The sequence below is a fragment of the Stenotrophomonas sp. TWI377 genome (assembly GCF_039674525.1).
Taxonomy (GTDB): domain Bacteria; phylum Pseudomonadota; class Gammaproteobacteria; order Xanthomonadales; family Xanthomonadaceae; genus Stenotrophomonas.
Map to the genome: position 1 here is coordinate 19,871 of NZ_JBDJNT010000015.1, position 16,478 is coordinate 36,348.

14 protein-coding genes are annotated in these 16,478 nt (G+C 66.8%); 6 read left to right on the top strand and 8 right to left on the bottom strand.

Translation table 11 applies throughout. From position 1 onward, the window contains the following. Nucleotides 1–22: 22 nt before the first annotated feature. Entirely contained in the window at nt 23–544 is a 522-nt protein-coding gene (locus ABE546_RS13370; protein WP_313211761.1) for a hypothetical protein, read from the top strand. 14 nt (nt 545–558) lie between these two features. After that, nucleotides 559–834, top strand: coding sequence for a DUF4031 domain-containing protein (locus ABE546_RS13375; protein WP_346464025.1), 276 nt, complete (start codon nt 559–561; stop codon nt 832–834). Between the two features lie 42 nt (nt 835–876). Here ABE546_RS13375 and ABE546_RS13380 read toward each other — a convergent pair whose 3' ends face one another. After that, entirely contained in the window at nt 877–1,419 is a 543-nt protein-coding gene (locus ABE546_RS13380) for a hypothetical protein (RefSeq protein ID WP_313211759.1), read from the bottom strand. A 136-nt stretch (nt 1,420–1,555) separates the two neighbouring features. Here ABE546_RS13380 and ABE546_RS13385 point away from each other — a divergent pair, with 136 nt between their 5' ends. After that, the gene (locus tag ABE546_RS13385) at nt 1,556–1,807 is read left to right on the top strand and encodes a DUF3297 family protein (protein WP_259261709.1); all 252 of its coding nucleotides are present in this window, start codon (nt 1,556–1,558) and stop codon (nt 1,805–1,807) included. 167 nt (nt 1,808–1,974) lie between these two features. Here the strand turns inward: ABE546_RS13385 and ABE546_RS13390 are convergent, their stop codons facing one another. Continuing rightward, nucleotides 1,975–3,618, bottom strand: a complete 1,644-nt coding sequence (locus tag ABE546_RS13390) for a Na+/H+ antiporter (RefSeq protein WP_121042433.1) — start codon at nt 3,616–3,618, stop codon at nt 1,975–1,977. Between the two features lie 131 nt (nt 3,619–3,749). Next, the gene (locus ABE546_RS13395) at nt 3,750–4,559 is read right to left on the bottom strand and encodes a class III extradiol ring-cleavage dioxygenase (RefSeq protein ID WP_346464027.1); all 810 of its coding nucleotides are present in this window, start codon (nt 4,557–4,559) and stop codon (nt 3,750–3,752) included. A gap of 99 nt (nt 4,560–4,658) precedes the next feature. Here ABE546_RS13395 and ABE546_RS13400 point away from each other — a divergent pair, with 99 nt between their 5' ends. After that, nucleotides 4,659–5,543 carry a LysR family transcriptional regulator gene (locus tag ABE546_RS13400; RefSeq protein WP_313220066.1) on the top strand — a complete coding sequence of 295 codons (885 nt, stop codon included), beginning with the start codon at nt 4,659–4,661 and terminating at the stop codon, nt 5,541–5,543. Between the two features lie 32 nt (nt 5,544–5,575). Here ABE546_RS13400 and ABE546_RS13405 read toward each other — a convergent pair whose 3' ends face one another. Further along, on the bottom strand, nt 5,576–8,524 hold the full coding sequence (locus ABE546_RS13405; RefSeq protein ID WP_346464029.1) for an EAL domain-containing protein: 2,949 nt from the start codon (nt 8,522–8,524) through the stop codon (nt 5,576–5,578). A 306-nt stretch (nt 8,525–8,830) separates the two neighbouring features. Here ABE546_RS13405 and ABE546_RS13410 point away from each other — a divergent pair, with 306 nt between their 5' ends. After that, a complete protein-coding gene (locus ABE546_RS13410) occupies nt 8,831–10,951 on the top strand; it encodes a M13 family metallopeptidase (protein ID WP_346464031.1) in 2,121 nt (706 codons plus the stop codon). A 932-nt stretch (nt 10,952–11,883) separates the two neighbouring features. On the opposite strand, the gene ABE546_RS13415 is transcribed toward ABE546_RS13410, so the two are convergent. After that, nucleotides 11,884–12,801, bottom strand: coding sequence for an oxygenase MpaB family protein (locus ABE546_RS13415; protein ID WP_313211751.1), 918 nt, complete (start codon nt 12,799–12,801; stop codon nt 11,884–11,886). A gap of 318 nt (nt 12,802–13,119) precedes the next feature. Between ABE546_RS13415 and ABE546_RS13420 the strand changes: the two genes are divergently transcribed. Continuing rightward, a complete protein-coding gene (locus ABE546_RS13420; RefSeq protein WP_026070179.1) occupies nt 13,120–13,734 on the top strand; it encodes a hypothetical protein in 615 nt (204 codons plus the stop codon). 39 nt (nt 13,735–13,773) lie between these two features. Here ABE546_RS13420 and ABE546_RS13425 read toward each other — a convergent pair whose 3' ends face one another. From ABE546_RS13425 to ABE546_RS13435, 3 genes are read right to left on the bottom strand one after another with little or no spacing between them, the layout of a single operon-like run. After that, on the bottom strand, nt 13,774–14,118 hold the full coding sequence (locus ABE546_RS13425; RefSeq protein WP_313211750.1) for a hypothetical protein: 345 nt from the start codon (nt 14,116–14,118) through the stop codon (nt 13,774–13,776). 29 nt (nt 14,119–14,147) lie between these two features. Beyond that, on the bottom strand, nt 14,148–14,921 hold the full coding sequence (locus ABE546_RS13430) for a LytTR family DNA-binding domain-containing protein (RefSeq protein ID WP_313211749.1): 774 nt from the start codon (nt 14,919–14,921) through the stop codon (nt 14,148–14,150). Continuing rightward, on the bottom strand, nt 14,911–16,170 hold the full coding sequence (locus ABE546_RS13435) for a histidine kinase (RefSeq protein WP_313211748.1): 1,260 nt from the start codon (nt 16,168–16,170) through the stop codon (nt 14,911–14,913). Before ABE546_RS13435 ends, ABE546_RS13430 begins: the two co-directional genes overlap by 11 nt. Nucleotides 16,171–16,478 lie beyond the last annotated feature (308 nt).

A 16,478-nucleotide genomic window follows, 5' to 3' on the forward strand; every position in this document is an offset into this window, starting at 1 on the left:
CTTTTGTAGATAGACCGCACTCATGTCCAAGCAGTCCAAGGCCAAGCGCGACAAGCGCAAGAAGCAGCAGCCCAAGCGTCCGATCAACCGCCTCAACGCCCAGCAGCCGGTGCAGAACCATGCCGTGCTGACCAACGAAGAAGGTCAGGTCGTCGCTGCGATCGGCCTGCAGGGCACCGAATGGCTGCTGGCCATCGGCGGCCAGACCATGGGCAACGCCGACAACCCGGTCCCGATGCTGGCGATGCTCAAGCACCTGTCCAACGTCCAGGAAAAGGAAGGCCGCAAGGTCAACCTGGAATACTCGAGCCAGCTGCAGCAGCTGATCGACGACCTGGCCGCCGACGAAGGCAAGACCGCCGACGAGTACCTGACCCAGCTGGTCTCCGAGTTTGAAGGCGTGGAAGGCGAAGAAGGCGAAGACGCCGAAACCGCTGAAACCGCTGCCGACGCCAGCGAAGACGCCCCGGTGGCAGACGAGGCCGGCACCGATGCCGCCGCCGACGCCACCCCGGCCGCCAGCGACGACAAGCCGCAGGCCTGAGCCACGGCGATCCGGTGACGGTCTATATCGACGATGCGGTACATCCCTGGCGCGGCGAGCGCTGGGCGCATCTGATGGCCGATACCCTGCCCGAGCTGCACGCCATGGCGGCGCAGCTCGGGATTCCGCGGCGGGCGTTCCAGAACCGCCGCAGCGGCGCGCACTACGACGTGCCCGCCCAGTTGCGCCTGCAGGCGATCGCCTTGGGCGCACGGGCCATCTCACGGCATACGGACCGTGCGCTGGTCAAAGCCGTGATCTCGAACGCGCGCGAGCAGTATCAGGCGTAGGTGCCGACCGTTGGTCGGCACACGCAGACCGCAATCGCGCCCTCAGAACGGATCGCTGCCCGGCCGCACTTCCACGCCCAGCAGCGAGCACAGCGCCAGCATCGCATCGTCATCGCGGTTCAGCGCCACCCACCCGGCCAGCGTGTCATTGCCGGTATCCACGCTCCACAGCGCGTAGTTGTGCTCGCGCAGGCGGTCATGGGCGGTGGCCATCAGCATCGGGGCATCCACCTCGGCGGCGAAATCCTCATCGTCCAGGTCGCCGCCCCAGTCGATCTGCAGATTCCAGCGCGCGGACAGCTCGTTCACCGCCGACATCAATGCATCGGCATCGCTGCGCTCCACCTCGAACCCGGACTGCCAGGCGATCGCCGCCATCATCGGCGGCAGCCAGTCGGCATCCTCATCGATGCCTTCGCCGCTTTCCAGCAGCGCCTCGCGCCAGCGGTTGAACTGCTGCAGGGCCAGTTCTTCATCGCCCGGGTTGATCAGCACGAACAGATTCCAGATCCGCGCCTCGAAATCGTCCTCGTCGAAATCGCGTTCCTCTTCTTCGAAGTCGAAATAATCGCTGTTGTCGGGCATGGCCGGTATTCCTGGAGACAGGGACGCATTCTGCCGTGCAAGGGCGTTGGCAGGAAGCGAAATTCGGCGCAGGGCCCGCTGCGGTTTATCCTGTACGGCAGAAGGCGGCCTTGGTGGTCGTCAGCATCCTGTGACCATGAGCGATACCCCTCCCGATCACCTGGCGATCAACCCGACCAGCCCCTTCCACGATGCAGCTGCGCTGGAGCGCGGCGTGGGCATCCGTTTCAACGATGTCGAGCGCGACAACGTTGAAGAGTACTCGGTCAGCGAAGGCTGGATCCGCGTGCAGGCCGGCAAGGCCCGCGACCGCCGCGGCAACCCGATGACGATCAAGATCAAGGGCACCGTGGTGGCCTATTTCCTGGATCAGAAGCCGGACGCCTGATCCACGTGCGCCGGCGACGCCTGATCCACGTCTGCCGGCGGCGCCTGATCCACGTGTGCCGGGGTAGAGCCACCCCATGGGTGGCTGCCCTTCGTCCCCGACGCGTGGGTTTCAATGGGTCCGCGCAGCCACCCATGGGGTGGCTCTACCCGTGACACGGTGCGACCTCAATCGCGTTGCCGCGTCTCCAGCAGATCCAGATTGCGGATCAGCCGGCGCGAGATCTCGTCGGAGATCTTGCCACGCCGGGTCAGGCGGAACAGTTCTTCGCGCTCGGCGGTGAGCCCGGCAGTGCGCAGTTGGCGGTAGCCCTGCTCCATCCGCTTCACCTTGTCCGGATCGGCATCCGGCCCGGCGTCCTTCTCCAGGTTGCGCTGGTACAGCAGGCTCACCCGTGAGGCGGCGTCGTTGTAGAGCTGCACGTTCTCGGTGGTCTGGTTCTGCACCAGCTGCTGGCGCGTGCGCTCCACGCCGGCCAGCGCGGCCTTGGCGGCCAGCTTGCGGGCAAGATCCTCTTCCTTGCGTTCGCCCGAATCGGCCGGCAGTTCCAGCCCTTTGAGCAGGCGGGGCAGCGCGATGCTGGCACCGACCAGCGAGATCAGGATCACCGCCGCGGCCAGGAAGATCACCAGATCGCGCGCCGGGAAGGCGCTGCCATCGGGCAGGAACAGCGGCAGCGTCAGCACGCCGGCCAGGGTGATCGCCCCGCGCACGCCAGCCACCGAGGTCGCCACCACGATCCGCCAGGACGTGCCCTGCCGGGCCTCGCCACGATGGCGCGCGCGCAGCAGGCTCCAGCGCAGCGACAGCCATACCCAGGCCAGGCGCAGCAGCACCAGCGCCAGATTGATCACCACCACGTAGACCAGCAGCCACCACGCGCTGTGGTGCCCGCTCTCGCTGACCGTCTTGATCGCGCGCTCCACGATGCCGGGCAGCTGCTCGCCGAGCAGCACGAACATGATGCCGTTGAAGCTGAACTGCAGCATGTTCCACACGGCAGTGCGCTGCACGCGCATGCTGCCCGACACCCGACCGCTCAGTTCCACATAGCTCATCGTGATGCCCGCGGCGACTGCCGAGAGGATGCCCGAGGCGTTGAACTCTTCGGCCAGCAGGTAGGCCGCGAAGGGAATCAACAGGTTGACCAGCAGCGCCGCGCCCGGCTCCTCGCCGAAGCGCCGCCACAGCCAGCGCTGGAAGGTGGACACGCCCAGCGTCACCGCGACACCGATTGCCAGCCCGGCCACCGCCACCCACAGGAACGTCAGCGAGGCCGTCGCCAGCGAGAACGAACCGGTCATCACCGCCGCCACCGCAAAGCGGAAGCAGACCAGGCCGGAGGCATCGTTGAGCAGCGACTCGCCTTCCAGGATGTGCATCAGCCGCTTGGGGATCGGCGCGCGCGAGGCGATCGAACTGACCGCCACCGGGTCGGTCGGCGAGATGATCGCGGCCAGGGCGAACGCCACCGCCAGCGGCATCACCGGGATCATCCAGTGGATCAGGAACCCGGCCCCGATGACGGTGAACACCACCAGCCCGAAGGCCAGTTCCAGGATCACGCCTTTATCGCGGAACAGGCCCTGCTTGGGGATGCGCCAGCCATCCAGGAACAGCAGCGGCGGCAGGAACAGCAGGAAGAACATCTCCGGCTCCAGCGCGTGGCCGCGGTTGAACACCCCCGCAATGACCGCGCCCAGCCCGATCTGCACCAGCGGCAGCGGCAGCGACAACGGCAATACGCGGACCAGGTAGCCGCTGGCGACCACCGCCACCAGCATCGCCAGGACGACTTCAATGGTATGCATGCATTTTCCAGTAAGCAGCGCGGGGGAGGCTGTAGGCAGCCGGCGCCGGAAACAGGAAAAAACGTACCACACGTGCGCCGCCGCGCGAATGCGCGGGGCGCGCCAGGCTCAGTTCGCGGACAGCACGGCGCTCATGCGGCGCGCTGCTCTACGTCGGCACCGTCGAAGCGATAGATGTCCATCGCCAGGAAGCCGGCATCGATCCCGGCATCGATGCGCTGCGCACCGAGCGCCTCGCCACCGGCCGCACCCATCGCGACGTGAAGCGGCTGCAGATGCTCGTCGCTGGGGTGCGCCTGCACGGCGTACGGGGCCTGCCGGCGGTAGTCCAGCAAGGCGGCACTGTCATCGGCCTGCAGGCGCTGCTCCACCCACTCGATGAAGGGCCGCACATACGGCGCTTCCTTGCCGTCCTGGTAGCTGCGCCAATCGTGCAGGTTGTGGGTGATGCTGCCCGAGCCGATCAACAGCACGCCCTGCTCGCGCAGCGGCGCCAGCGCGCGGCCCAGCGCGAACTGATGGGCCGGCCCAAGCAACGGCTGGATCGCCAGCGGCACGACCGGGATCTCCGCCTGCGGGTACAGAAAGCGCAGCGGCACCCAGGCACCGTGGTCGAGACCGCGGTGCGGGTCGATCGCGGTCGGCAGGCCGGCCGCGGTCAGCCGCTGCGCGATCTCCTGCGCCAGCGCGGGGTCGCCCGGTGCCGGGTACTGCAGATCGAACAGCGCCTGCGGAAAACCGCCGAAATCATGGATGGTCGGTGGCTGGGCATGCCCGCCAACCACGGGCTGATGGGTCAGCCAGTGCGCCGAGGCCATGACGATCGCGCGCGGTCGCGGCAGGCGCGCGGCCAGGGCCGCCAGGCGCTCACCGACCAGACCGGGGTTGAGCGCGGTCATCGGCGAGCCATGGGAGATGTACAGGGAGGGCAATCGGGACATCACGGACTCCAGTAGCGCTACGACGGCCCTGAGCTTATTGCGCGCCGCCTTGCCAATAAATACGATGCATCGACGCTGTTTATTTCTGAAAGAGAAACAATGGACACTCTGGATGCCATGCGTGTGTTTGTCGCCGTGGTCGAGCGCAACGGCTTCAGTGCCGCCGCTCAGGCCCTGGACCTGTCCACCGCCGGGGTGACCCGGCAGATCGCGGCGCTGGAAAAGCGCCTCTCGACCCGGCTGCTCAACCGTACGACCCGCCGCGTGAGCCCGACCAGCACGGGCGCGGCCTATTACGCCGAGTGCGTGCGGCTGCTGGCCGAGTTCGATGCGCTGGAGGCCGGCATCAGCGCGCAGGCCCTGGAGCCCTCCGGGCGGCTGCGCATCAACGCGCCGGTCAGCTATGGCATCGCCCGGCTGGGCCCACTGCTGGCCGGCTATCGCGCGCGCTACCCGCAGGTGGAACTGGACCTGTCGCTGTCCGACCGCCTGGTGGACATGGTCGAAGAAGGCTACGACGTGGCGATCCGCATCACCCGCCAGCCCGGCCCGGCACTGATCGCGCGGAAGCTGGCGGACGCGCAGATCAGCCTGTGCGCGGCGCCGGCGTATCTGGATGCGCATGGCCGGCCGCAGCAACCCGAAGATCTCTCCGCGCACGAATGCCTGCAGTACAGCTACTGGGGCGGCGGGGATGCGTGGCAGCTGCAGGGGCCACGCGGGGAGGTCTCCGTGCCGGTACGTGGCGGTGTGCGTGCCAACAATGGCGACGTGCTGCGCGAAGCGGCCATCGCCGGCATGGGCATCATCGTGCAGCCGGACTTCCTGGTGGCCGAGGCGATCGCCGAGGGTCGACTGGAGCGGGTACTGCCCGCGTGGGCGGTGCCGGGCATCGGCATCCATGCGGTGTACACCAGCCGCAGCCATCTGGCGCCGAAGGTGCGCAGCTTCATCGACTACCTGGTGGAAGCGCTGGGCGGATGACGCGTGGCGGCGGCCGGGCAGCGCCCGGCGAACTACGCCTCCACCGCATCCAACTGCGCGATCACCCTGGCCAGCGGCATCGGTCGGCCCAGCAGATAGCCCTGCACCTGGTCACAGCCGTGCGCGGCCAACCACTGGTGCTGCCCGGGGGTCTCCACGCCTTCGGCGATGATGGTCAGGCCCATGCTGTGCCCCAGTGACAGCAGTGCACGGCAGATGGAGGCATTGCGTGGATTGGTTTCCACGTCCGCCACGAAGCTGCGGTCGATCTTGAGGATGTCCAGCGGCAGATGCTGCAGGTAGGACATGTTCGAATAGCCGGTACCGAAGTCGTCCAGCGAGATGCAGATGCCCTGCTCATGCAGGCGCTGCATGGTCTGCTTGGCCTGGCCGGGCTTGCGCATGAGGCTGCTCTCGGTCAGCTCGACCTGCAGCGCACCGCGGGCCAGCCCGAACTCCTGGCTGGCGCGGGTGAACTCGGCCACCAGGTCGCTGTTGAAGAACTGCACCGCCGAGACATTCACCGCGATCGGCAGGTCCCAGCCGGCATCGACCAGCTGCCGCTGTGCCTGCGCGGCGGCGCGGATCACCCAGCGGCCCAGCGCCAGGATCAGGCCGGTGTCTTCGCACAGCTGGATGAACTCACCCGGTGGAATGAAACTGCCGTCGGCCTGCGGCCAGCGCAGCAGGGCTTCCAGCGCGGCCGGGCTGCTGTCGCCTGCGTGGCAGATCGGCTGGTAGTACAGCTCGAACTCGGTATCGATCGCGCTGTGGATGCGCCCAGCCAGGCGCAGGCGTTCGGACAAGCGCGAACTCACGGTGGTGTCATACCAGGCGATCACGTTGCCTTCGTCGCGCGCCGCATGCGCGGCCTGCGCGGCCATGCCGATCACCTGCTCGGCGGTGCTGGTGTCGGCGTCGGCCTTGACCGCCACGCCAATGCGCGGCTCGAACTGGTGCAGCCAATCCTGCCCGCGCACCGGCTCGGAGACGGTCTGCACCAGAGTGTCCAGCGCGGTCTGGCGCTGATGGTCGTCGCGGATGGCGAAAATGAAATCCTCGGCCGGCTGGAAGGCCAGCAGCCCATAGCGCACGCCGAGCCCGCCCAGGCGCTTGGCCATCGCCTGCAGCACCACGTCGCCGACCTCCCGGCCGAGCGTATCGGCGACCAGCTGCAGGCCACGGAACTGCACGTAGGCAATGGTGTACGCCCCGCCCTCCTCGTCCAGCTGCGCGGCCAGCGCACGCGTATTGAGCAGGCCGGTCGCCGGGTTGTGGGTGGCGTGATACGCCAGGTCGCGCTCGTAGGCCAGGCGCTCGCTGACGTCCTCGGCCAGCACCAGGCAGGCCTGGCGCCCATCGAAATCCAGCCGGGCCAGATGCGCACGGACCTCGAACACGGTGCCGTCCTTGCGCTGGTGCAGGCGCACCTGCGCATCCTGCACGTCGCCGATGCGGGCCTGGGCGATCGCCCCGCGGATCTCCTCCCAGCCTTCGCGCGGGCGGATATCCAGGATGCTCATCGCCAGGAATTCATCGCGGCTGTAGCCGTACTGGCGCACCGCCGCTTCGTTGACTTCCAGGAAGCGCAGCGTGTCCGGATCGAACACCCAGAACGGCGCCGGGTTGCGGTCGAACAGCAGCCGGAACTGTCGTTCGGCCTGCTGCACCCGGGCCAGCGCATCCACCCGCTCGCTGACATCGGTCAATGCCCCGATCATGCGGCGCTCGCGGTCCACCACCGCCACCCGCTGGCCACGCGCGGACACCCAGCGGATCGCGCCCCCAGGCAACACCAGGCGGAACATTTCATCGAGCACGCCGCTGCCGGCAAATGCGGCGTCGAAGGCCTGCTGCATGCGTACGGTGTCTTCGTGGTGCACGCGTGCGAAGAAGTCGGCGACCGGCAGGCTCTCGATGTCGATGCCGAAAATCTCACGCGCCAGCGGTGACCAGCGCAACAGGCAGGCATCCTCATCCACGTACCAGGTGCAGACCTTGCCAACCTGGTGCGCCATGCGCAGTTCGGCATGGCCGGTGCGCAGCTCCTCGCTCAGCGTGTCCTGATCGCGGGTGGCACGGCGCAGGCTCACATACACCGCGCCGAACAGCGCCCAGTACAGCAGATAGACGCCGATCGAGGCCTGCACATACGGCCACCACGCTGCCAGCACATCGCGCCGGCCCAGCCCGGCGTAGACCGCCAGCGGGTACTGCGCCAGCGTGCTGAGGCTGGAAATCCGTTCGATGCCATCGACCGCGCTGATCTCGGTCCCCAGCGGCGTCAACGCGTCTCGGCGCAGCAGCTCGCGCTTGGCCAGGCCGAAACGACGCCCCACCACCCCGGCCGGGTCCGGACTGCGCGCCAACACATAGCCATGCGGGTCGGTGATGGAGATCACCCCGGCATCGCCGGTGTCCATGCCGCCGATGATCGACTGCAGTTCGGCCGTGCGCAGCCGTGCCAGCAGCCAGCGGTCGCCGCCCATGGGCAGCGCCAGCGGCAGGATCCACTGCGCGGCATCCAGCGCTTGGGGTGGGCCAAGGAACACCTGGCTGCCCTGCCCGCGGTTGTCATCCACCGCCCACAGCGGCAGCTGCAGGTCCCCGCTGCCACTGGTTAGGGCGCGCCCGTACTGGTCGACCACCACGATGCTGTGCAGTTCGGCATGCCGCTGCAGCGCGCCGGCGATGCTGGCGTCGAGCAGATCAGGGGCCTGCGCCGGCACACGCTGGAACAGCAGCGCACCATCCCGGGAAATGCCCTGCATCACCCGCTCCAGATTGCGCAGCTCCAGCCGCAGCAGGCGCTGGGCACCGGTCGCCAGCGCCGAGCTCTGGCGCTGTGCGGCTTCCTGTCGGCGCTGGCCATCATTGACCAGCGTGGCCACCAGCCCGGCAGCCAGCAGCACACCCAGGCAAACCCCCAGCCACACGAAGGTCCGCAGTGGCCGCGCCAGGGCACGGTTCAACGCGGGCATCGCAACCCTTTTCCCGAACGACAGGCTGACTTCATCTGTAAACGCTTCCTGGTTTCCCCAAACCTGAGCGGCCGCTGCCCGGGATTCTTGACGCCTTGATCGTCACGCGGGCGCCGACGGGGCGCGCGCGGAATCCGTGCCGCGCCAGCATGCACGAGCACGCGCAGGACGGGAAGCACCGCAGCGGGCCGTTCACCTCGGTGAATCCGGGGACGGGCAGATCCGGTACCCGATGCCGCCGAAGCCGGCATAACCGTACGCCCGGGACAGGATTAGACTTGGATGTTTCCGTTGCAGAGAAGCTCAATGTCCAAGCTGCGCCGCCCCACCCTGATGCTCGCCATTGCCGCCAGCCTGTCGCTGAGCCTGGCCGCCTGTGACCGCCAGGCGACTGCGCCGGCCGCGGCCGCGCCCGAAGCCGCTCCGGCCGAACCGGCCGCGCCCAAGCCGCAGCTTGGCAGTTTCGGCTTCGACGCCGCCGGCATGGACCGCAGCATCGCCGCCGGCGATGACTTCTTCGGCTTCGCCAACGGCACCTGGGTCAAGAACACCGAGATCCCGGCCGACCGTTCCAGCTACGGCAGCTTCAACGTCATTTCCGAAAAGACCCTGGCCGACACCCGCGCGATCCTCGAAGGCGCCGCGGCCGATACCAAGGCCGAGGGCGAAACCAGGTTGATCGGCGATTACTACGCCGCCTTCATGGACGAGACCGGCATCGAGTCACGCGGTGCCGCCCCGGTCAAACCAGCGCTGGACGCCATCGCCGGGATCAGCGACAAGGCCGCGCTGGCCACCGCGCTGGGCGGCACCCTGCGCGCCGATGTGGACCTGCTCAACGCCACCAACTTCTACACCGACCGCCTGTTCGGTGTGTGGGTCTCGGTGGATCTGCTGCAGCCGGACCGCACCGCGCCGTACCTGGTGCAGGGCGGCCTGGGCCTGCCGGACCGCGACTTCTACCTGCAGGGCGGCCGCATGGCCGAGATCCGCAAGCAGTACCAGGCGTATATCGCCCAGGTGCTGCAGCTGGCCGGCGTCGCCGATCCGGCGGCCAAGGCCCAGCGCATCCTCGCGCTGGAGACCAAGATCGCCCAGGCGCACGCCACCCAGGAAGACACCAACGACGTCGCCAAGGGCGCCAATGCCTGGAAGCAGGCCGACCTGAGCGCCAAGGCGCCGGGCATGGACTGGAGCGCTTTCCTGGCCTCGGCCGGCCTGGACGCCCAGCAGGACTTCATCGTGTGGCAGCCCAAGGCCGTGGCCGGCATTTCGCGCCTGGTCGCGACCGAGCCGCTGGAGGTCTGGAAGGACTACCTGGCCTTCCATGCGCTGGACCGCGCCGCCCCGTACCTGCCCAAGTCGTTCGCCGATGCGCGCTTCGCCTTCCACGGCACCACGCTCAACGGCACCCCGCAGCAGAGCGAGCGCTGGAAGCGTGCGGTGGATGACAGCAACCATGCCGTCGGCGAAGCGATCGGCAAGCTGTACGTCGAGCGTCATTTCGATCCGGCCACCAAGGCCCGTGCGGACGAGATGGCCAAGAACATCATTGCCGCGTTCGCCAAGCGCATCGATGCGCTGGAATGGATGTCGCCGCAGACCAAGGCGCGTGCCAAAGCCAAGGTCGATGGCCTGACCGTGGGTATGGGCTACCCGGACACATGGCGCGATTACACGGGCCTGGAGATCAAGCGCGATGACGCGCTGGGCAATGCCGAGCGTGCCGAGCTGTTCGAGTACCGCCGCAACATCGCCAAGCTGGGCAAGCCGGTGGACCACAGCGAGTGGGCGATGCTGCCGCAGACCATCAATGCGATGAACGTGCCGCTGGAAAACCGTCTGGTGTTCCCGGCTGCGATCCTGCAGCCGCCGTTCTTCGATGGTGCGGCCGATGATGCGGTGAACTACGGTGCGATCGGTGCGGTGATCGGCCATGAGATCAGCCACGGCTTCGACAACGCCGGTGCGCTGTTCGATGAGACGGGCAAGCTGCAGAACTGGTGGACGGCGGAAGATCTGAAGAAGTTCAACGCGGCCGGTGATGCGCTGGCGGCGCAGTTCAGCAGCTACAGTCCGTTCCCGGGGGTGTCGGTGAATGGTCGTTTGACGCTGGGCGAGAACATTGCGGACGTGGCGGGTCTGTCGACGGCCTACGATGCGTATCAGTTGTCGTTGCAGGGCAAGCCGGGCCAGACGTTGGAGGGCTTCACGCCGGATCAGCGGTTCTTCCTGGGCTTTGCGCAGGCGTGGCGCAGCAAGGCGCGTGAGCAGGCACTGCGCAATTCGCTGTTGACGAACGTGCATGCGCCGGGCCAGTTCCGTGCGTTGACGGTGCGCAATCTGGATGCGTGGTATCCGGCCTTCGAGGTGAAGGAAGGCCAGAAGCTGTATCTGGCGCCGGAGAAGCGGGTCAAGGTGTGGTGAGGTTTTTCATCACGTTTTGCTGAGATGAAAGAACGGGCGCTTCGGCGCCCGTTTTTTTTGTCGTAGAGCTTCAGAGCTTCAGAGCTTCAGAGCTTCAGAGCTTCAGAGCTGAAGAGCTGAAGAGCTTCAGAGCTGAAGAGCTGAAGAGCTGAAGAGCTGGAGCAGAGCAACGGCTGGGGTTTGCGGCTGCCCTGGCTTGGGCGGGCATGGGCGGGGTGTCGGGACCCGCTGCAAGTACGTCCATGTAAGCTCGTATGCCGCCATCCATGGCGGCATACGGTCCCGCCACCCCACCCATGCCCACCCTTTGACAATGGGCTGGTGCGCAAGGGAAAAGCGGTCCCCGGCTCCGCGGCTGTGGCAGTGATTGGGTTTGTTTCGCTGGCCCGCTTCGATCTGTAGCTTTGCTACTCGGCTTCGTGGAGCAACACAGTGACGCTCTGCTGCTTTGCTCTGCTGCTTTGCTCTGCTGCTTTGCTCTGCTGCTGCGCTGTGCTCTGCTGCTGTGCTCTGCTGCTGCGCTGTGCTCTGCTGCTCAGCTTTGCTGCTCACGCTCTGCTGCTCGCGCTTTGTTGCACCGCACTTCTGCAGTTCTGTGCCGCTTTGCCGTTCAGCCGTTCAGCTGTTTAGCTGTTCAGCTGTTCAGCTGTTTAGCTGTTTAGTATCGCCACTCTGATCCACTGGTTGGCACTGCTACTGAGTCTGCCTCTTAGCGCTGCTGCTCCGCGATGCCGCTCAGCTCCGCTTACTGGCCTTTGATCTCAGCATGGCCACCGGCCAATTGTCAGGGGGCGGGCACGTGTAGGCTGGAGGGACCGTATGCCGCCATGGATGGCGGCATTCGAGCTTACAGGGACGTACTTGCAGCGGGTCCCGGAAGCCTATGCGTGCCCGACCCAACCATCGGACACAGGCACTCGCGATTCACCGCTTCAAGGCCAATCAGCAAGCACGCCGGCAGGAACGCCCATCCGCGTGCACGCCCGCGTCGCCAGGCCATCCTGCAGTGCACGCCGGAACAGTGGCGCCATACCCTTCAGCATCACCGCAGAGGCACGCGACTGCGCACGTTGCATGGGCGTGCGCGCCAGCATCGTCGTCGCCCAGTCCGGCAACAGCGCCGCGCCGGCACCCAGGAACAGCTCGCGCGACAGTCCCGCCATCGGCACCGGCAAGCGGATGCCGGACAACACCGCCAGCACCTCGCGCGAGCGCGCATCGAACACCAGCGCCGATTGCTGTTGTGCGAAGTACGCGTCGACCTCCGCTTCCGACGCCGGCACATCGGTGGCGCCGAGTGCTTCGGCCACGCGCTTGTACTCGCGGTAATACTGATCGGCGATGGCGCCCGGGACGTCGCGGCAATAGCGCCGGCAGCCCTGCAGGAAACCATAGGCCTCGGTCACGTGTACCCAGGTCAGCAAGGCGGGATCGTCCGCGGAATACGCGCGGCCGTCGGCCGTGTGCCCGCGCACCTGCGCGTGGATGCGGGTCACCTTGGCGATCAACGCCTCGACTTCCGCGGCCGGTGCGTACGTGGTGCCGGCGACAAACGCGGTGGTTCGGCGCAGGCGGCCGACCAGGTCATCGCGGAAATTGGAGTGGTCGTACACGCCGGCCAGCGCCAGCGGATGCAGGGTCTGCAGCATCAGCGCGCACAGGCCGCCGGCAAGCATCCCGGGAAATTCCGAGTGCACGCGCCAGGTGATGCTGTCCGGGCCGAACCAGCCGGGGTCGCCCAGGGGATGGTCGTAATCGATCCCACTCTGGCCGCGGGGGAAAGCACCCAGTACCCAGCGGCGGATCGGGGCAGTGGCGGGGCGGGCAAGCGAACGCAGCAGGGAAGACATCAACAGTACCGAGGGCGGAGCGGGCCGGCGTTTCGCGCGGATGCGTCAATTCTGCGTGATACCGCCGGGGCTGGCGAGGGCACCGTCGCGCTGGGCCCGCGCATTGTGCAACTGCAGCATGGGAACCGGCGTCCACAGGCTATTTACCCGGTGATTTACGTGCCGCAGTGCGCAAATCCGCTGCGAGTTTGCCCATTCAGGCAGGAATGACGCCGGATCTTTGCGCTTTGCCCATTGCCAAGCGCCGTGAAAGTGCTAGAACTGGACGTGCCACAACGTCGTCCAATGCGCTGCCGCACGTTCCAGAAGGAGCTCGTCATGATCGCTTTGTTCAAAGGTTTGGGTTTGCTGTTGCAGGACAACGAGCTGTACAGCAGCCCGTTCGAAAAACAGGTCGCGCATTGGCGTAACAAGAGTGAACAGCAGATCCGCGAGGAAGTCGCGGTGCTCGCCAAGGCCAAGGGCCAATGGCTGATGGCCTCGATCGTCGGGTGGCAGGCATCCTCGCTGCTGATCCTCGGCCTGATCAGCAACTACCTGTGGAAGGATGACTTCCATATCACCTTCACCCGCGTGGTGATCGTGTTCGGCTCATGGGTGTCGATCCTGTTCGTGATCTGGTTCATGGCCAACATGTTCGATCACACCGCCGGCTTCGAGCGCTGGATGAAGGCCTTCAACAGCCGCGCCCGGATCACCTCCGATGCCGATACGGTGGAGTGCGTGGCCGAAGCGCTGGATATGGCCCAGCACTATCCGGAAGTGCTGGACTACAAGCAGGCCGTGAGCGCCAAGCGCGAACTGCGCCATGAGGATATCCGCATCATGCGCGAGATCGGCCGGATGAAGCAGCACACCGAACTGGTCGGCCAGCTCAACCACGTGGGCGAGCAGCCCAACGGAACCAACCTGCATCTGCAACCGGCGTTCTGACCCTACTGAAACGCGGGGGGAGCCACGATGCCACCGTGATCACTCACGGTGGCATTGTTCTTTCTGGACCGCGCTGACGCAGTGCTGGAAGCCAGCCGGCAACCCCGCCATCTGCTCGGTCTTGCCGACTGCCACCGACAGCCGGTGCAGGGGCGGATAGGCGCAGTCCTTGTCCTTCCCGCAGCGCGCATCCAGCACCAGGTAGTGGCAGTGACCACTGCTGCTGGCGATGCAGTCGAAGCTGGCCACCCCGTTGTCGACCGTGGTCTTGCTGTACAGCGCATCCACGCCATTGGCGCGGATGCGGGTGACGGAGGTGTTGCTCGATTGCTGGCAGGCAGCCAGCACCAGCACGCAGAGACTGGCGACAACGGCGATACGCATGGCAGGCTCCCGACAAAAGAAAAGGCGTCTTACATCCCGCGGAACAGACTCATGAAGGGCTGGCTGACGTTGAGCACTTCGGCGCGGTGCTTCAAGCGCAGCTGGCCGCGGCCGGTGTCATCGCGGGTGACCGCGGCGACCGCTTTCATGTTGACGATGGTGGAACGGTGGATCTGGCGGAACCGTTGCGGATCGAGCGCGTCGAGCAGTTCGCGCAGCGAGGTGCGCAGCAGGCTTTCACCCTGCTCGGTGACCACGGTGGTGTATTTGCTGTCGGCACGGAAGTAGATCACGTCTTCGAGCATGATCAGCTGGGTGTCGCGCCCGTTGCTGGCCGTGATCCAGGCCAACGGCGGCGCGCTTGAGGCGGCGGCGGGCTGCTGGCCCAGGCGCTGCAGCAGTTGTTCCAGCATGCCGCTGTCCGGCCGGCCCAGCTGCATGCGCGCCAGAATGCGCTCACGCGTGGCGAGCAGACGCTCATCGCTGACCGGCTTGAGCAGGTAGTCGATCGCGCCCTGTTCGAAGGCATCGATGGCGTACTGGTCGTAGGCGGTGACGAACACCACCTGGGTGCGCGGGCTGATCTCGGGCAGCGCGCGGGCCACCTCGATGCCGGTGATGCCCGGCATGCGGATGTCGAGCAGGGCCAGATCCGGCTTCAGCTCGGCCAGGCGCTCCAGCGCGCTGGCGCCATCCTCGCATTCGGCCACCAGCCGCAGCTCCGGCCATAGCCGCTGCAGCTGGGCGACCAATGACTGCCGCAGCAGGTCTTCGTCTTCGGCAATGAGTGCATCAAGCTGCATGGATCGCCTCCCGGGCATCGCGCGGCAGGGTGATCGTCGCCGCCACGCCGCTGGGGAAATTGGACACGATGGCCACCCCGGCGCGCTCACCGCAGGTCAGGCGCAGGCGCTCGCGCAGGTTCTTCAGGCCGATCCCGGTACCGCTGGTGCCCTGCCCGAAACCGAGGCCATCGTCGGCCACGGTGAGGGTGACATGGTCCTCGAAAGCGCGCGCGATGATCCATACCGTGCCACCGCCCGGCTTGGGTTCCAGCCCGTGTTTGATCGCATTCTCGACCAGGGTCTGCAGGGCCATCGAGGGCAGCGGCACGCTGGTCAGCGCCGGCGGCACATCCACCTGCAGGGCCAGGCGTGCGCCCATGCGGATCTTGAGGATTTCCAGGTAGGCCTGGGTGCGCTCCAGCTCCACCCCCAGGGTGGACATCGATTCATCCACGCTGGGCAGCGAGCTGCGCAGGTACTGGATCAGGTGCCCCAGCATCTGGTCCGCGCGCGGCGGATCAGTGCGGGTCAGCACCTGCGCGTTGGCCAGGGTGTTGTAGAGGAAGTGCGGCTCGACCTGGGCATGCAGCAGGTTGAGTCTGGCCACCGAGAGTTCCTTCTCGGTCGCGGTCTGTTCGGCGGCGGCCTGTTCGTCGCGGCGCTGCTCGGCCACCCGGCGGGTGATCGCACGGCTTACCGCTTCGGCGTTTTCATGGTTGCTGCCTTCGTCCACCGCCAGCAGGTCCGCCCAGACGCCGGCGTCGGGCTCGAACAGCAGCGTCACGCTGCTGGTGCCCTGCCCCGGCGTGACCGTGGCGAGCACGCTGTTGCGCTTTATCGCCAGCCGCGCAGGCAGGTTCCAGCGCGACGGTGGGCGGCCGTTGTAGGTGTCCACGCGGCGTACGTAGGCACGGACCTGCAGGCTGCCCGGAGCGCTTTCGATATCTTCCACCCGCGGCAGCTCGGCGATGGCCGCTTCGACCAAGGCGAAGGCGGGGCCCGCATCCATGGGGACCTCGATCTGGCGCCGCTGGCGGCTGGACAGGGTGGCCGCGTCCAGGCGCCCGGCTGCGTGCTGGACCCGGCGGATATGGGCAATGCAGCTGCCCAGGGCGGTCACCATCACGAACAGGGCCAGCAAGCCGAACACCCAGCCGGGACCTTCGTCCATGCCGTGGAAGAAGCCACTCCAGACGAACCCCGCCACCACGATGGCGGCGGCCCAGGCCAACAGAATGCGGAGAATCAGGGAGAGGCTGGCGAACACGGCGGCGTCATCACATAGGGAGTGAGGCGAGCATAGCCCTGCCGCCAGCGGGAACAAGCGGCATGCGACGAAGGCGGGGAATGGTGGGACGAAGCGGTGTAGAGCCACCCCATGGGTGGCTGGCTTTCTTCCGGGACCGCGAAGCCACGCATGGCGTGGCTCTACGTCTGGGTTCGGGACCGCGAAGCCACGCATGGCGTGGCTCTACGTCTGGGTTCGGGACCGCGAAGCCACGCATGGCGTGGCTCTACGTCTGGGTTCGAGACCGCGAAGCCACGCATGGCGTGGCTCTACAGCGGGGTCCGGCC